The sequence below is a fragment of the Streptomyces sp. NPDC039480 genome (genome assembly GCF_055597165.1).
This window is the reverse complement of the sequence record NZ_JBVITX010000007.1, coordinates 21,687-36,292: the sequence shown is the minus strand read 5'-3', so window position 1 is coordinate 36,292 and position 14,606 is coordinate 21,687. Positions and strand designations below refer to the sequence as shown.

At 69.2% G+C, this 14,606-nt stretch carries 18 protein-coding genes; 12 read left to right on the top strand and 6 right to left on the bottom strand.

Annotated features, from left to right (window positions below):
- Positions 1 to 43 precede the first annotated feature (43 nt).
- A complete protein-coding gene (locus ACZ56E_RS22060) occupies positions 44 to 862 on the bottom strand; it encodes an SCO4651 family lipoprotein (protein WP_471216507.1) in 819 nt (272 codons plus the stop codon).
- A gap of 101 nt (positions 863 to 963) precedes the next feature.
- Between ACZ56E_RS22060 and ACZ56E_RS22055 the strand changes: the two genes are divergently transcribed.
- The 3 genes from ACZ56E_RS22055 (at position 964) to ACZ56E_RS22045 (ending at position 3,178) form a co-directional block, all read left to right on the top strand.
- A complete protein-coding gene (locus ACZ56E_RS22055) occupies positions 964 to 1,119 on the top strand; it encodes a hypothetical protein (protein WP_398302727.1) in 156 nt (51 codons plus the stop codon).
- A gap of 69 nt (positions 1,120 to 1,188) precedes the next feature.
- Positions 1,189 to 2,787, top strand: a complete 1,599-nt coding sequence (locus tag ACZ56E_RS22050) for an FAD-binding oxidoreductase (RefSeq protein WP_471216505.1) — start codon at positions 1,189 to 1,191, stop codon at positions 2,785 to 2,787.
- 136 nt (positions 2,788 to 2,923) lie between these two features.
- Positions 2,924 to 3,178 (top strand): hypothetical protein, encoded by a 255-nt coding sequence (locus ACZ56E_RS22045; RefSeq protein ID WP_471216503.1) that lies wholly within the window; start codon positions 2,924 to 2,926, stop codon positions 3,176 to 3,178.
- Positions 3,179 to 3,227: 49 nt separating this feature from the next.
- Here ACZ56E_RS22045 and ACZ56E_RS22040 read toward each other — a convergent pair whose 3' ends face one another.
- Complete coding sequence (locus tag ACZ56E_RS22040) at positions 3,228 to 3,947, bottom strand: phosphatase PAP2 family protein (RefSeq protein ID WP_471216502.1); 720 nt, start codon at positions 3,945 to 3,947, stop codon at positions 3,228 to 3,230.
- A gap of 245 nt (positions 3,948 to 4,192) precedes the next feature.
- Complete coding sequence (locus ACZ56E_RS22035; protein WP_471216500.1) at positions 4,193 to 5,203, bottom strand: NlpC/P60 family protein; 1,011 nt, start codon at positions 5,201 to 5,203, stop codon at positions 4,193 to 4,195.
- 237 nt (positions 5,204 to 5,440) lie between these two features.
- On the opposite strand from ACZ56E_RS22035, the gene ACZ56E_RS22030 reads away from it, so the two are divergent.
- From ACZ56E_RS22030 to ACZ56E_RS22000, 7 genes are all read left to right on the top strand, one after another.
- Positions 5,441 to 6,103: a hypothetical protein gene (locus tag ACZ56E_RS22030; RefSeq protein WP_471216499.1), complete on the top strand. Its 663-nt coding sequence runs from the start codon at positions 5,441 to 5,443 to the stop codon at positions 6,101 to 6,103.
- Positions 6,100 to 7,143: a hypothetical protein gene (locus ACZ56E_RS22025; RefSeq protein WP_471216497.1), complete on the top strand. Its 1,044-nt coding sequence runs from the start codon at positions 6,100 to 6,102 to the stop codon at positions 7,141 to 7,143. The genes ACZ56E_RS22030 and ACZ56E_RS22025 overlap by 4 nt, the downstream gene beginning before the upstream one ends.
- Positions 7,144 to 7,181: 38 nt before the next feature.
- Positions 7,182 to 7,505: a hypothetical protein gene (locus tag ACZ56E_RS22020; RefSeq protein WP_398302716.1), complete on the top strand. Its 324-nt coding sequence runs from the start codon at positions 7,182 to 7,184 to the stop codon at positions 7,503 to 7,505.
- Between the two features lies 1 nt (position 7,506).
- Positions 7,507 to 8,781 carry a putative T7SS-secreted protein gene (locus ACZ56E_RS22015; RefSeq protein ID WP_471216493.1) on the top strand — a complete coding sequence of 425 codons (1,275 nt, stop codon included), beginning with the start codon at positions 7,507 to 7,509 and terminating at the stop codon, positions 8,779 to 8,781.
- Positions 8,782 to 8,822: 41 nt separating this feature from the next.
- Complete coding sequence (locus tag ACZ56E_RS22010; protein WP_471216490.1) at positions 8,823 to 9,779, top strand: hypothetical protein; 957 nt, start codon at positions 8,823 to 8,825, stop codon at positions 9,777 to 9,779.
- A gap of 31 nt (positions 9,780 to 9,810) precedes the next feature.
- Complete coding sequence (locus ACZ56E_RS22005; RefSeq protein ID WP_471216489.1) at positions 9,811 to 10,542, top strand: hypothetical protein; 732 nt, start codon at positions 9,811 to 9,813, stop codon at positions 10,540 to 10,542.
- 76 nt (positions 10,543 to 10,618) lie between these two features.
- Positions 10,619 to 10,912, top strand: a complete 294-nt coding sequence (locus ACZ56E_RS22000) for a DUF397 domain-containing protein (protein WP_471216487.1) — start codon at positions 10,619 to 10,621, stop codon at positions 10,910 to 10,912.
- A 71-nt stretch (positions 10,913 to 10,983) separates the two neighbouring features.
- Here ACZ56E_RS22000 and ACZ56E_RS21995 read toward each other — a convergent pair whose 3' ends face one another.
- Complete coding sequence (locus ACZ56E_RS21995) at positions 10,984 to 11,454, bottom strand: GNAT family N-acetyltransferase (protein ID WP_471216484.1); 471 nt, start codon at positions 11,452 to 11,454, stop codon at positions 10,984 to 10,986.
- A gap of 48 nt (positions 11,455 to 11,502) precedes the next feature.
- On the opposite strand from ACZ56E_RS21995, the gene ACZ56E_RS21990 reads away from it, so the two are divergent.
- Positions 11,503 to 12,177: a hypothetical protein gene (locus ACZ56E_RS21990; protein ID WP_471216482.1), complete on the top strand. Its 675-nt coding sequence runs from the start codon at positions 11,503 to 11,505 to the stop codon at positions 12,175 to 12,177.
- An 80-nt stretch (positions 12,178 to 12,257) separates the two neighbouring features.
- Here the strand turns inward: ACZ56E_RS21990 and ACZ56E_RS21985 are convergent, their stop codons facing one another.
- The gene (locus ACZ56E_RS21985) at positions 12,258 to 12,962 is read right to left on the bottom strand and encodes a hypothetical protein (RefSeq protein ID WP_471216481.1); all 705 of its coding nucleotides are present in this window, start codon (positions 12,960 to 12,962) and stop codon (positions 12,258 to 12,260) included.
- 211 nt (positions 12,963 to 13,173) lie between these two features.
- Here ACZ56E_RS21985 and ACZ56E_RS21980 point away from each other — a divergent pair, with 211 nt between their 5' ends.
- Positions 13,174 to 13,887 carry a DUF4232 domain-containing protein gene (locus tag ACZ56E_RS21980; protein ID WP_471216479.1) on the top strand — a complete coding sequence of 238 codons (714 nt, stop codon included), beginning with the start codon at positions 13,174 to 13,176 and terminating at the stop codon, positions 13,885 to 13,887.
- Positions 13,888 to 13,909: 22 nt separating this feature from the next.
- On the opposite strand, the gene ACZ56E_RS21975 is transcribed toward ACZ56E_RS21980, so the two are convergent.
- The gene (locus ACZ56E_RS21975) at positions 13,910 to 14,548 is read right to left on the bottom strand and encodes an NADPH-dependent F420 reductase (protein ID WP_471216477.1); all 639 of its coding nucleotides are present in this window, start codon (positions 14,546 to 14,548) and stop codon (positions 13,910 to 13,912) included.
- Between the last annotated feature and the right edge of the window lie 58 nt (positions 14,549 to 14,606).

Below are 14,606 nucleotides of genomic sequence, written 5' to 3'. Positions count from 1 at the left end.
CCGCGCATGGCACGGACGGACCATTTCCACCAGTCGTACGCGACTACTGCCCGGCAATCTTTCCGGCGAAGATGTCCTTGTCGGCCGGAAGTCGCACCTTCGCGGGCACCCCGAAGTCGTAGAGCAGTGTGGTCGATGCCACGTTCGCCTCGGACACGGTGAACTGCTGCCGCAGCTTCCGCACCCGCCCCCGGTCGTCGAGATAGACGTCGAACGGCACGCCCCCCTTGCTGAACCCTTTCGCCGCCGCGACCCCCAGCGCACCGCGCTGACCTGCGGAGGCGGCCCGGGCCGCGGCGCGCAGGTCCGCGACGCCGCGGTAGTGCCGCACCTCGGTCCCGCCGACCCGCTCCTGCCCCACGAGCCCCACCTTGCGCGCCCCGCGCAGTAGTTCCGCCGCCGCGAGGGGGTCCGTGGCGCCGCCGGTGACGAGATTGCCGTCGGAGAGCGAACGTGTCTCGATCCGCACCCACTTGTCGGCGGGCACTCCGGCCCCGCGGTTCTTCATGTAGAGCGCGCCTGCGGTCATCAGCTCGGTGATGGGCCGGTGCTCGTCGGCGCCCGCGGGGTCGGGCGGCAGCACCACCTCGAACCGTCCGAGCTGCCGCCGGAAGTCGTAGACGCCCTTGCCGCGGATGGTGACGCGCGTCCCTCCGCTGGCCATCTCCATGGACGTGTTCGCCTTCGAACTGCCCGCCCTGACCAGCGCGTCGGCGGACCGCCGCACCACGTCGCCGGGATCGCCCGCGCCGCTGCCGTCGGCCGCGGCGCCGAGGTTCGAACACCCGGCGGTGACGGCCATCAACCCCATCACGGCGACCACGGCGGCCGCTCCGCCCGTGCGCCTGTGCCGCAGCACCATCGCCTGTGTACCCCCAAGCGTTTTCGCGCCTGACCGTTCCCCCGTCGTTCCGATAACGACCAGTACGTTGACCCGTCACGCGAGGTCGGTACGGTGACCGCGTGGCCGATCAGCAAGACCCCGCACCCCACCGCACGACGACGGTCGAGAAGGGGAGGTTCGTCGCGGCGCACTGCACCTGCGGCTGGCGCGGCCCGGCCCGGCGGGCCCGTAGCAAGGCCCGTACGGACGGGGCCGAACACGAGGCGGCCCCCTGACAGCCCTCGCGTACGGAACCCGGGTGCCCCGCACACCGTCTCGTTCTCCGGGAAGCGACGGGAGGCATCATGGAACGACGTACGTTCATCGGTACGACGGCGGCCACACTGGCCGCCGCCACGGTCGCGGGCTGCAGCAGCGGCCCGGACGGCGGGACGGGCGGCATGGCCTCACGCAGCGGCAGCGGTGACACCGCGGGCGGCGCCGGCACCTCCGGCGGCACCCCGATCAGGACGTCGAGCGCCTCGGCCTCCGCCCCCGCCACCCTGAAGGCCCTCGCCCGCGACCTGGACGGCACCCTCGTCCAGCCCGGCGAGGCCAAGTGGGCGGCGGCCCGCCAGCTGTACAACACGCGCTACGACAACCTGAAGCCGACGGCGGTGGCGTACGTCGCACACCCGGACGACATCCGTACCGCCCTCGCGTACGCCCGCGCGCACCGCACCCCCGTCGCGATACGCAACGGCGGCCATTCGTACGCGGGTTGGTCCTCCGGCAACGGCCGGCTGATCATCGACGTGTCGAAGCTGAACAGAATACGGTCGAGTGGTCGCACGGCCACCATCGGCGGGGGCGCCAAGCTCATCGACGTCTACCGCTCGCTCGCCGCGAAGGGCGTCACCATACCGGCGGGCTCCTGCCCGACCGTCGGCATCTCCGGGCTCACCCTCGGCGGCGGCCACGGCGTCGTCTCGCGAGCGTACGGCCTGACCTGCGACAGCCTCACCTCCGCGAAGATCGTCACGGCGGACGGCAAGGAGCTCACGGTCTCCGGGTCCGAGCACAAGGACCTGTTCTGGGCGCTGCGCGGCGCGGGCAACGGCAACTTCGGCATCGTCACCGAGCTCGGCTTCCGCACGCACGCCGCGCCCCAGGGCGTCTCCGCGTACATGACCTGGCCCTGGTCCAAGGCGGCGGCGGTCATCAAGGCCTGGCAGACGTGGGGCCCCGACCAGCCGGACGAGATCTGGTCCTCCGCCCACCTGGCGAACACCCCGGGCGGCACCCCGACCGTCTCCGTCGCCTGCTTCTCCCTCGGGACGTACGGCGAGCTGCAGAACGCCGTCGACCGTCTCGCCGACAAGATCGGCGCCCCCGCGCGCAGCGTCTCCCTCAAGAGGCGTACATACGAGCAGGCGATGGAGGTGTACGCGGGCTGCTCGTCCTTCGCGACGGACGCCCAGTGCCACCTGCCCGGCACGACGCCGGGCCGCAGCCCGCAGGGCGCCCTCAACCGCGAGACGTACGCGGCGAGTTCCGACTTCTTCGACCGTTCCCTGTCGGCGGCGGGCATCCGCGCGCTGCTGTCGCAGATCGAGAACGTGACGGGCGCGAGCGCCGGCAGCATCGCGCTCACCGCGCTCGGCGGCGCGATCAACCGCGTCGACCCGACGGCGACGGCCTTCGTGCACCGCCGCTCGCGGATGCTGGCGCAGTACATCGCGTCGTGGCGCGCGGGCACGTCGGGGACACCGGCACGCGCGTGGCTGAAAAAGGCGCACGGGGCGATGGGGCGGTACGCGTCCGGGGCGGCGTACCAGAACTACACGGACTCGACGCTGACGAACTGGCGCGAGGCGTATTACGGGGACGCGGCGCCGCGCCTGAAGAAGCTGAAGAAGCAGTACGACCCGGGGAGGTTCTTCGACTTCCCGCAGGCGCTGTAGCCGGTGGGGGCGGCGGGCGCCGGGCCCTGGGTGGGGCCTGAGGGCTCTGGGGTCCTGGGGGCCCGTTCCCACCCGTTCGGCCCCGCCGGCGCGCCCTCAGGTGGCCCGCCTCGCCGGACAGCGCTGCGCTGAGGGAATGACCCCTCTGCGCAGCACCTCTCGAATAGCCACCGGCACGGCGACGGCGGCGGCCGCTCTGGTCCTCGCCCTGACGGCCCCGGCCCCGGCCGCCACGCACCACCCCGTACACCATCCCCCGCACGTCACGGCCGAGGACGAGCATCCCGAGGCGGGCCCGCTGGCACTGGCTTCCGCGGCCGTGGTCGGGGCTTCGGCGGGCGTCGGGGTCTGGCTGCTGCGCCGCCGGGCGCGGGACACGGACGACAGCTGAGGACGGCTACGGTCGACAGCTGAGGACGCCTGAAGAAGACGAGTGAGCGCTACGCGGCGAGGTCCCGCTCGTCCGGGTCGGCCGAGGCGGCGCCCGACGGGGACGCGGTCCCGTTCAGCGGTGCCGCGACGGGACCGACTTTCCGGTCCCACACCAGCCGGCCCGCGCGCCCGGACGACCGCCCGATCATCTTGGTCAGCGGCGTGAGCAGCGCCATGGCGAGCGGCGAGAGGAGCAGGGCGACGGCGGTGCCGAGCGCGAAGCCGCCGACGACGTCGGTCGGGTAGTGCACGCCCATGAAGACGCGGCAGAAGCCCTCCAGGGCGGCGAGGCCGAGGCCGACGAGCCCGAACTTCCGGTTGGCGACGAAGAGTCCCGCGCCGATGGCCATGGCGAGCGTGGCGTGGTCGCTGACGAAGGAGTAGTCGTTCTTGCCGTCGACGAGGAGCTCGATGCCGCGGTGGTCGCGGAACGGGCGCGGCCGCTCCACGAAGCTCCGGATGGGGATGTTGACCAGGACGGCGATGCCGGCGGCGAGCGGTGCCCAGACGACGGCGGCGACCGACGACGCGGCCTCGTCGAGCGTGCCGCGCTTGCGCTGGCCCCGCCAGCACCACACCACGAGAAGGACGAGGGCGAGCAACAGGCCGTACTCCCCGACGAACGCCAGGGCGCTGTCGAACCAGGACGGGGTGTCCTTGGCGAGGCCGTTGATGTCGTAGAGCAGGCTGACATCGGGGTTCGACCCGGTTTCATCGAGTCCAGCCATGGCGCTGCGGCCCCTTGTCTCTAGCCCATGGGCACACCTTCCGTGCACCCTCTCCATCAACCCCCGTTGTCGGTCCAGTCAAGGGAACGCCCTGTCCCCTCTCCTACGTTCCACCCTCCACCGAAAGATCACTCAGACGTTACCGAAGAGAGATACATCGCCGCAGCTCAGGGGAGTGTTTTAACGGAGGGTTCAAGCCACATCACGCCACGCGCACGCGCCCACGTACCCCCGCGCGGGGCGCCTCAGACCTCCGACCGCTTGGCCGGCACGGCCTCGGCCCCGTCCTCGGTGACACGAGTCGCGCCAAAATAGTCCGGGGTGTCGATGGGGTCGAACCGAATCACGGCACCCGGCCGCGGAGCGTTGATCATGTAACCGCCGCCCACATAGATCCCGACGTGCCGGATGGCCCGGGAATTGGTGAGGTCGTCGGAGAAGAAGACCAGGTCGCCGGGGAGCAGCTCATCTCTCTTGGGGTGCGGACCCGCGTTGTACTGATCGTTCGCGACGCGGGGCAGGGTGATGTCGACGGAGCGGTAGGCGGCGAGGGTGAGGCCGGAGCAGTCGAAGCGGCCGCCCTGGTCGGCGGTTCCGTTGCCACCCCACAGGTACAGGGTGCCGAGCTTCTTCTGCGCGTAGTAGATGGCCCCGGCGGCCTGCCGCGAGGGCTCCACGCGGCCCACGGGCCGGGCGAAGCTCTTCGACAGGTCGGTGATGGTCTTCACGTAGTTCTGCGTCTCGCGGTAGGGCGGCACCCCGCCGTACTTGATGACGGCGTAGGCCCCCGCGTTGTACGCGGCGAGCATGTTCTTGGTCGGGTCGCCCGGGGCGTCCTTCACATACTTTGCGAGCTTGCAGTCGTACGAGGCGGCGGACGGGATGGCGTCCTGCGGATCCCAGACGTCCCGGTCCCCGTCCTTGTCCCCGTCGAGCCCGTGCGCGGCCCAGGTGCCGGGGATGAACTGCGCTATCCCGTGGGCGTTGGCCGGGCTCTTGGCCCGCGGGTTGAACCCGCTCTCCTGATAGAGCTGCGCGGCGAGCAGCGCGGGGTTGATGGCCTTGCAGAGGTTGCCCCACTTCTGCACGAGGGGCTGATAGGTCGCGGGCACGGCGCCTTTGGCGAGCCCCACGGACCCGCTGCTCCCGCCGCTCGCGATGCTCCCGGCCGCCATGTACGTCCCGACGACGAGCAGCGCGATGAAACTGAGGGCACCACCGATCCCGACGGACGCGACCAGCCACGTCTTACGCACCGTCAACCACCCCTCACCCGCCGGTAGTCCACCGGCGCTCAGTGTAGAGGCCGCGTACGACATCGAGAGGGGTCACCGCACGATCACCGCACAGTCACCGCACAGAGGAGAGGGATCACTGGCAGCCGTTATGAACCTATATAGAACACCATTCGACGAACCTCCCATTGGAGCCGACCAGCACTCCATCGATAGCTTGGTTCACTCCAGCGAACCCTCCCCCCTCAGGAGCCGACCGTGAACCGCCGCCCCGCCCTGCTCGCAGCTGCCGCCCTGACCACGGCCGCGACCCTGACGCTCTCCGCCTGCGGAGGAGGCGACGGAGGGTCCAAGGACAGCGAGAAGATCGCGGGCGCGGACTCGGGCACCCAGAGAGACAAATCCCCCTCCCCGAAGGCTTCGGACGACGGCATCGACCGCCCGGAGATCAAGCTCCCGAAGGACGTGAAGAACGTCTTCGAGGGCGAGAAGACCGGGGATCCGAAGAAGGATGCGGTGCTTGCGGACAATGAGCGGTGGCTCGACGCCCTGATCGAGGCCACCGTCGTCGAATCCGGCGACCACCCGGGGCTGAAGTTCTACGGGTCGGGCGACGCGCTTTTGTCGGCGGCGGACTACATCCAGGGGTTCCGGAAGAAGAACACGAGCTTCATCGGGACGATTCGGTACTACGACCGTCAGGTCACCTTCCTCAAGGATGGCGTCGCAGCGGTGTCCTACTGCAAGGACGGAACCAAGACGTACCCCAAGGACCTCAAGACCGGCAAGGTTGACCGGTCCATCCCGGAATCGGCAGCTGATTACGGCTTCTACAACACCCGTGTGCGGAAGAACGCCAAGGGCGTCTGGCAGACGGAATCCGTCACGTACGTGGAGGAGGCGACCAAGAAGTGCATGTGAGTGCGCCGAAGTCGTCCGCTCGCTGGGCCGCTCCTGTTCTCGCCATAGCTGTAACGCTGCTTCCTGGTACTGCCTATGCCGCCGGAGGCGATACCGATGGCGGCGGAGCCTTCGCGGGCGAGCAGCAGTCGAAGGGAACCCGCACCGGGAGGAACCTCGGCATTCAGACGAGGATCCAGACGAGGGTCGAAGGCAGCCCCCAGTCCGCGAAGACCGGCACGCTGACCCCCGCCAACAGCAACTGGGACCCGCCGGCCTGCTGGTACGAGCCCGCCTACACCCCGAAGCAGATCGAGGCCACGGTCAAGGCGATCCGGAAGATCGGGTTCTTCGGTCTCGGTGACGCGGTGGGCAACGTCTTCGACTCGTACTTCAAGGAGGGCAAGCCGTACAAGGACTACAACCTCGACAAACAGGGCGAGGGCCAATTCTGGGCAGCGGCTGTCGACGACGACCGCAAGGACGAACCCGGGGCGAAGGCCTGCGACAAACTGCCGTTCTGGGTGGATAAGAACGAGACCCCGAAGGAACCCCTCGCGGTGACGCCGAGGATCCTCGCCGAGTACGCGTACGGCCAGCTCCCCGTCCCGGACACCGAGGTCGAGATGGCGCCCGAGGGCGAGACGAAGGTCAACCTGCCCACGTGGGCGTGGCTGGACAAGGCCAGGTTCAAGGAGATCTCCGTCACCGCGACCCTGCCCGGGACGGGCCTCTCCGCGACGACGACCGCCAAGCCGGTCTCCCTGAAGATCGACCCGGGCACGTCGGACGCCGAGACGTACCCCTCGTCCGGCGAGTGCCCCATCGAGGACGGCCGCATCGGCACGCCCCGGGCGAAGGGCACCCCGGCGGACACGGACCCGCCGTGCGGAGTCCGGTACCTGCGGTCGTCGCGCGACGGTTCGTACGAGCTGAAGGCCACCCTCACCTGGGAGGTCAGCTGGACGAGCACGAACGGCCAGGGCGGCGGCCTGCCCCCCGGCGAGTTCGGCACGACGCAGGACGTCGTCGTACGCGAGATCCAATCCGTCAACCGCTGACCGCGCCGCGACCACGCACAGAAGACTGGAACGACAACATGAGCGACCTCCGTCTCGACGGAACGGTCTTCGAGAGCCTCAAGAAGACGTTTTCCTCCGTCAGCGACCGCATGGACGCCGCACGCCGGACCCTCAAGAACACGGATGGTTCGGTCGTCGGCACGGGCAAACTCGCCGAGGACGTGCAGGAATTCGCCGATGAGTGGGGTTACGGCGTCAAGCAGCTCGGCAAACACACGCAGGGTGCCGTGAAGATGATCGACAAGATCGACGAGGAGTTCAGCAAACTGGACCAGGCCCTCGCCGAATCGCTGAAGACGGCCAAGAAGAAGTCCGCGGAGAAGAGGGGCGGGGGTCACTGACGTGGGGACCAAACGGCCCGCTTTCCCCCACATAGGCTGGGACCCCACGCCGGGCGACGTCGAGGACACCCGTGAGCTCGCGAAGAAGCTGGGCGGACTGGCGACGGAACTCGGCACCGCGGTCCGGGACCTGGAGCGGATCGAGTGCGGGGCGTGGAAGGGCAAGGCGGCGCTCGCCTTCACCGAGTACATAGGTGAGGACGTCACCCCGCTCATCCGCAAGAGCCACCAGTCCTTCGACAAGGCGTCGCGCGCCCTGCACCGCTGGGCGCGGGAACTCCAGGAATTCCAGGACGAGGCCGACCGCCTGGAGAAGAAGGCCGGCGAAAAACTGGACGCCCGCTCCGAGGCGAAGCCGGACAGCAAGGAGTCCGCCAAGGCGTCGGGCGACGTCGACGGAGTCATCGGCGACGTCCACGACCTGGAGGACCGCTACAGCAAGGCTGCCGGGGCGATCAGCAAGGAACTCGACAAGGCGGGCGACATCGCGCCGGACGAGCCGGGTTTCTGGGACAAGCTCACGAAGGGCGTCAAGGAGGCGTGGGACGCGACCGGGGAGTGGCTGAAGGACCACGCCGACCTGATCAAACTCATCGGCGACCTGCTGAGCGACCTGACAGCCGTCCTGGGCCTCCTCGCCATCGTCACGCTCCCTTTCCCCCCTCTCGCGGCGGTCTTCGGCACAGCAGCGCTGATCACCAGCGGGCTGGCGCTGGGGGCGCACGGTCTGGCGAAGATGGGCGGGGCGGATGTGAGTTGGGCGCAGATGGGGCTGGACGCGGTGGGGCTCATGCCGGGGATCGGGATGTTCGGCAAGGGGATCAAGGTGGCCGGCAAGACCCCAAAGCTGGCGTTGAAAGCAGCCACCAGCAAAGCCGACGAACTCGGCAAGGGTTTCCAGGCAACCAGCATCGGCAAGTCTCGCTTGCTGCTGGCCACCGGAGAGCAGGCCGGCCTCGTCAAGGGAGGCGTCAAATTGCTCCCCGGCAAGGTCGTGCTGGGCGGCACGGCCGACAACGTCTACGAGGTTTCCCACGCCACCAGCGGTCTGGCCTCACGCATGGGCGGCCTCGCCAACCAGGGCTACCACTCCGGTCAATGGATTGGTTCCAAAGGCGCCAACTTCATTCCGGGCGTGAACATCAACCCCATGGGCGCGGGCATCGCCATGGACGCCGGACTCAAAATCTTCCCCAAGGTCACAAGCATCCACCAGCATGTGGGGGAAGCGCTCTTTCCCGGCGACCAGTTCGAGAAGTCCGCCTCAGGCGGCTGATATTTCCGATCAAGGGGCCGGCTGAGCTCACCACAACGGCGATGACACCCGATCCGCCGCACAGGAAGACGTACTCGGATATGGACATCTGGCAGCCCGAAGCAGGCGAGATCCTGCTCAGCCGCACCCTGATCACCTTCGCCACCGGAGCGGCCACACCTGTCCGGGGCATGCGGTGGTTCCGTGACACTGAGCGCAACGACATTCAGGGCGAGCTGCTGGGCTGGCCCGAAGGGCCCGAGTACACCCGTCGATCGACGGGGCGTTCGCTGGTACGGAACATCGGCAAGGGGGGAGCCGTCGCTCTGTACGCCGCCACCATGGCTGTCCTCACCGGTGGCGGCGGCAGCGGCCCCTCCTCCTCTGCATCCGGCACGGACACGCCCGATGAACCCGCCAACGAAGTAGAGGACTTCCCCGTCATCTGGGCTGCCCCGGGCACCGTCGCCCGCACCCTGCCCTGGCAGCTGGACCCCGGGCGCTCAGACGAGGACCATTACCGCACCCATGCGATCGTCACCGACCGCCGACTGGTCATCGTTGGGTTCCCGTATTCCAAGCGGAATGATGCGCTGATCGAGGACGAGGTTCTCTGGGAAATCCCACGCTCCCAGATCAGCCAGGTCGAACCGAAACCGTTCAAGGACGGAAACGACGTCAAAGTCGTCTTCATCGACGGCTCATGGTGCAGGCTGCGAGCCGTCACCCGTGAGAAGTTCGCCCGGTACCTACTGCGCCCTCTCGACCTAATCCCACGGTCTGCTCTCACTCCGGCACAGCGGACAACTGCCGATCAATTCGCTGCCACTTCGGGCGGGCCCGGCCAGCCGAATACCGGATCTCCTGTCGTCACCCGAAACGCTTGCGGTCACTATCGAGTGCAGCTCTTGACACCGGAGCAAGTCGACTCCTTTTTCGGTCTATCCGAAAACGACCTCATCATGGATGCCGACGGCAGAGAAGTGGAACCCGCGGATTACCACTCCGAAGACTTCTGACCCGCATAAGCACGAGCCCAGGGACGCCCCCATGACCTCCCCGACCAGCCTCCCAGCACCTTCGGTAGACCAGCTGGACCCCCCGCCCCTCTGGTTCAACGTCCCCGAGGGTTTCCACGCCCTCCCCCTCGCCCCCACGCCGGCCGAGCGCACCGCACGGGCCCACGAGTTCGTCCGCGGCCTCTACTCCCGCGGCGACGAACGCATCTGGGAACCCGCCGCCCCCTACTACGCCGGCCTCGCCGAACTCATGGCGGACACCGGCGTCTCCTTCTCGGCGATGGGCCTCTTCTCCACGGCGGAAGACACGGAGCAGGACCAGGACCAGGACCAGGACCAGGGGCAGGGGCAGGGGCAGGCAGGCGCATCCGCCGGCGTCGCCCAATGCGCCCTCACCGTCGCAGCCGTCCCGACCGACCAGGCATCCGGCGACACCGAAACCGTCGCCCAGGGAATCCTCACCCTCCTCTCCAGCACCCCGCACAACGACGCCCGCTGGCTGGACCTGCCCTGCGGCCCCGCGGTCTCCTGCGTCACCCTCACCGAGTACAAGCTGAACCCGGACATCACGGCGACCGGCGAACCGACGGAACTCCTCACCGGCCAGATACAGGTCCATGTCCCGTTCCCCACGGGCCCGTTCACCGCGATCTTCACGCTCCACACCGCGTCCACGGACTACTGGACCGAGTTCTGCAACATGATGGTGGCCATCCTCCAGACGGTCTCCTTCACCGAACCGACCGAGGACACGGACCGCTGACTCGGCCCCCGACCACGACCACGACCACGACCGCACCCCGCGCGCCCACCCCGGCCCCCACCCACAGAAGCGGCAAATGACCGACAACCCCCGCCAGGCCCCCCGCCCCGGAATCCCCACCGACCTCGACTGGATCCGCGCCGCCCCCGAGGGCGAGCAGGGCCCCGGCCCCTGGATCGAGATCGCCTTCGGCAAGGACGACGCCGTCCACCTCCGGGAGACCAGCGACCCGGACAACGTCGTCACGACCACACGGAAGAAGTGGGACGCCTTCGTACTCGGCGTACAGGCGGGCGAGTTCGACCACTTCGTGGAGGGCGTAGAGGGTGTAGAGGGCCTAGGAGACGTAGAGGGCGGCAACGGCGCCTGAGTTCATCGCCACCGCCACCACCGCCACCACCGCCGCCACCGCCACCACCGCCGCCACCGCCACCGCCCGCGCTACAGGGACATCTCCCCCACAACCTCGTCCCCGCTCATCTCCCCCGTAGGACGAAATCCGAGCCCGAGATAGAACCCCTCCGGCCCGCCCTCTCCCTGCGTCCACGTCACCGTCACCACCGACTCACCCCGCCGCCGCAGCTCCTCACACACAGCCTCCACGGCGAACCTCCCGTACCCCCGCCCCTGCCGCCCCGCCGCCACGTTCAACCGCCAGAGACCGGAGCGGCGGCGGTCGCCGGGTACCTCCGGGTTGAACTGGACCCCGAGAAACGCCATGACGAAGCCCACCAGCTCCTCCCCGTCGAAGATGAGCCTGGGCCAGGCGGCGTCCGGCGAGGCGTAGGCCTGGGCGAGCGACTTGGCGACCGGGGAGACGAACTTTGCCTGGTCGGGCCGGACTTTGATCTCGACCGCGGCCTCGACGTTGTCGGGCGTGATTTTCTCCAGGCGGAGGCGGGACGTCGTCATCCACGCACCCTAAACTCCGCCTGCCCACCCCCCTGTTACCGTCCGCCCATGCCCCACACCGGAAACTCCGCCGCCCGCGAACCCGCCCCCGTCACCGCCGAGGACGTCACCGCCGCCGTACGCCTGGCGGTCGCCACCCTTCGGGAAGCCCCCGTCGACGCCGACTGGAGCGTCAAGGCGGGCGGGCTCGAGTGGGACTGCTGGGAGACGGTCGAGCATCTCGCGGACGACCTCTTCGCGTACGCCGCCCAGCTCGGCCCGGAGAAGCCGCCGCTGGACACCGAGGTGCCGTTCCTCTGGTACCGCCGCAGGGACGGCGGCCCATCCAACGTCACCTTCGCCGACCGCGAGTCTGGCGTCGCGGGCCTGCTGCAGGTCCTGGAGTCGTGCGGCGCCCTGCTCACCGGCATGGTCGCGACCACGCCGCCGACGGTCCGCGCGCACCACGGGTGGGGCGCCTCCGACCCGGAGGGCTTCGCCGCGATGGGCATCGTGGAGACGCTGGTCCACACGTACGACATCACGGGCGGACTCGGCATCCGCGACGCCTGGAACCCGCCCGCGGATCTCTGCGCCCGCGTCCTCGACCGCCTCTTCCCGGACGCTCCGACAGACACGGAGCCGTGGCCCACTCTCCTGTGGGCGACGGGCCGCGGGGACCTGCCGGGCCGCACCCGCCCGGCCAAGTGGCGGTGGTACGGGGCCCCGAAGAGCGAGCGCTGAGCTGAGTCGAATTGAGCTGAGCTGAGCTGCCCCGCCGGTTCCCCCGGTCCCACCGGTTCCGCCGGGTCCGCCTGGTCCCCCTAGCCGACGAACTCGTCCGTCAGCACGCAACCCTCCACCAGCGCCGGCGCCGTCGCCACATCCCCGGTCGGCCGGAAGTTCGGGTTGCAGTTTAGGACCAGCAGGCCCGACGCCGACAGGTCGCGGATCGACCGTTCGTCGGGCGCGATCACGGCGAAGTCCTTGCCGATCGCGAAACCGCCCTTGATGGCGGCGCGCTCGTTCGTCTTCATGCGCTCGGCGACGTCCGCCTTGTAGGCGGTCTGGAACTTCTTCATGTCGCTGGTCTTGAAGACGCGGATGTAGCCGCGCGCCCCGTCGTCGCACGTGCCGCGGAACTGCACGCCCCACGTCTCGTCGAACTTCTCGTCCATGGGGTAGTAGCGCTCGTCCGACGGGTCGATGCTGTAGCGCTCGCAGGTGGTGAAGCGCTGGACGTACTCACCTGCCGCCATGACCATGCCGGCCTCCGGCATGTTGTCGAGCATCATCTTCTGCCGCACCTCGGGACCGCCGCTGGCGCCACCGTTACGACCGGGGTTGGCGTCGCCACCCGTCGTCGCACCCGGGGACCCCGAGGACCCTGACGAACCGGACACACCCTTCGCCCCGTCCTCGCCGTCCTCCTCCTCACACCCGGAGAGCGACAGAGCGAGAGCGCCGACCGCGACGGCGGCGGTGAGCATGCGGAGGGGTCGACTGGGTGCGCGCAGGGTCATGTTCATGATCGTAGCGTCCCATTGCGGCGTTCCAGGGAAGGGGCGTTTCAGCAGGTCAGAGGCCATGCGGGCGTTCCAGCGTCCCTGATCGTCCGGTACTCCTTGCCCCGCCCCGAGGGCACCCGCTTCGCTGTTCACCAGGCCGGACGACACGGCCTCGTACGGCCCACAACCCACGGCCCACCTCACCTCCACACCACACCTCACGGGGACCCTCATGAAGCACACGCACGCCACCAAGACGCTCCTCGCCGGCCTCGCGCTGATCAGCACCCTCGGCCTGAGCGCGTGCAACGGCGACGACACCGCGGGGTCGGGCACGGGGCCCGCGGACTCCGCGTCCAGCGCCTCGGCGGGCGGCGGCACCGGAGGCGGCTCGTCCGCCAACGGTGCGGGCGGCGACAACGGCACCGGCGGCAGCAGCAGCGGCAAGGGAAGCAGCGGCGAAGGCACCGCGGCCGGCACCGGCACCGGCTCCGGCTCCGGCGAGAACGGCAAGGCCGGCATCTGCCGCAGCGACGAGCTGGAGGTGTCCGCCGTCGACAACTCCACCGACAAGTCGGAAGGTGTCGTCACCGTCGTGTTCAAGAACGGCGGCGGCCGCGACTGCACCATCAACGGTTACGCGGGCGTCGACCTGAAGACGTCCGCCGGCGACAGCCTGTCCGTGAACCGCACCGGCGAGAAGGCCACCCCCTCGGTCATCAAAGACGGCGAGTCCGCCGCCTTCAACATCACGTTCCCGGCCAACAACAGCGGCGGCTCCGGCGTGCGCATCGCCAAGATCCTGGTGACGCCGCCGAACGAGACGAAGACCGTCACCATCCCCTGGCCCGCCGGCTCCCTCCCGGTGGACAACCCGGACGCCCCGTCCGGCGCGAAGCTGTCCATCAACCCGGTCGGCAAGGTCAGCGACTCCCCGGCGGGCTGACCCTCCCCGCTCGACCTCGCCTCTACGAGGCCGTCCGCTGCGGTACGACCCTGATCCCGAACTCGTACGACCCGATCGCCTGGGCCACGCCCATGAACAGCAGCGCGAAGTGTTCCTGCCCGCGCGCGGTACCGATGCCTCCCAGGTCCAACTGGGAGGCATCGGGCCATCCCAGGTCGGTGAGGAGCCCCTTCGTGGTCGCCTTGGCGGCGGCGTCGTCACCCGACAGGAAGATCGAGGCGGGCCCCTCCAGGCTTTCCGGCGCCGTCATCACGACGGAGTCCACGGTGGCGAGCGTCTTGACCACCCGCACCTCCGGGAACGCCGCCTGTATCTCCTCACTGAGGCTGTAGTTGGGGTGCGTGAGGTCCCTGTCCTCGGTGAGGCCGACACCGATGTCGACCAACACCTTCCCGGCGAGGTCGGCCGCGTCGACCGCCCTCAGGACGTCCACGGACGCGGCACCGGGCGTGGCGTTGACCAGCACCTCACCGTGCGCGCCCGCCTCACCGACCCCGACGAGCGTGAACCCCTTCAGCTCGTCCGCTTCCCGCCGCTCCTTCGGCGAGCGCGATCCCAGCACGACGTCGTGCCCCGCCTTGCTCCAGCCGGCCCCCAGCGCACGGGCCACATGTCCGGTCCCCACAATTCCGATTCTCATGGCCAGGACGCTAAGCGCCCACGCTCGACAAGGGAATCGGTCCCGAGCTCCACTCCGC

What these genes read in the sequence shown, in the direction of transcription:
- ACZ56E_RS22060 (WP_471216507.1), bottom strand. Translation starts at nt 862, where the DNA reads ATGGTGCTGCGGCACAGGCGCACGGGCGGAGCGGCCGCCGTGGTCGCC.
- ACZ56E_RS22050 (WP_471216505.1), top strand. Translation starts at nt 1,189, where the DNA reads ATGGAACGACGTACGTTCATCGGTACGACGGCGGCCACACTGGCCGCC.
- ACZ56E_RS22045 (WP_471216503.1), top strand. Translation starts at nt 2,924, where the DNA reads ATGACCCCTCTGCGCAGCACCTCTCGAATAGCCACCGGCACGGCGACG.
- ACZ56E_RS22040 (WP_471216502.1), bottom strand. Translation starts at nt 3,947, where the DNA reads ATGGCTGGACTCGATGAAACCGGGTCGAACCCCGATGTCAGCCTGCTC.
- ACZ56E_RS22020 (WP_398302716.1), top strand. Translation starts at nt 7,182, where the DNA reads ATGAGCGACCTCCGTCTCGACGGAACGGTCTTCGAGAGCCTCAAGAAG.
- ACZ56E_RS22010 (WP_471216490.1), top strand. Translation starts at nt 8,823, where the DNA reads ATGACACCCGATCCGCCGCACAGGAAGACGTACTCGGATATGGACATC.
- ACZ56E_RS22005 (WP_471216489.1), top strand. Translation starts at nt 9,811, where the DNA reads ATGACCTCCCCGACCAGCCTCCCAGCACCTTCGGTAGACCAGCTGGAC.
- ACZ56E_RS22000 (WP_471216487.1), top strand. Translation starts at nt 10,619, where the DNA reads ATGACCGACAACCCCCGCCAGGCCCCCCGCCCCGGAATCCCCACCGAC.
- ACZ56E_RS21995 (WP_471216484.1), bottom strand. Translation starts at nt 11,454, where the DNA reads ATGACGACGTCCCGCCTCCGCCTGGAGAAAATCACGCCCGACAACGTC.
- ACZ56E_RS21990 (WP_471216482.1), top strand. Translation starts at nt 11,503, where the DNA reads ATGCCCCACACCGGAAACTCCGCCGCCCGCGAACCCGCCCCCGTCACC.
- ACZ56E_RS21985 (WP_471216481.1), bottom strand. Translation starts at nt 12,962, where the DNA reads ATGAACATGACCCTGCGCGCACCCAGTCGACCCCTCCGCATGCTCACC.
- ACZ56E_RS21980 (WP_471216479.1), top strand. Translation starts at nt 13,174, where the DNA reads ATGAAGCACACGCACGCCACCAAGACGCTCCTCGCCGGCCTCGCGCTG.
- ACZ56E_RS21975 (WP_471216477.1), bottom strand. Translation starts at nt 14,548, where the DNA reads ATGAGAATCGGAATTGTGGGGACCGGACATGTGGCCCGTGCGCTGGGG.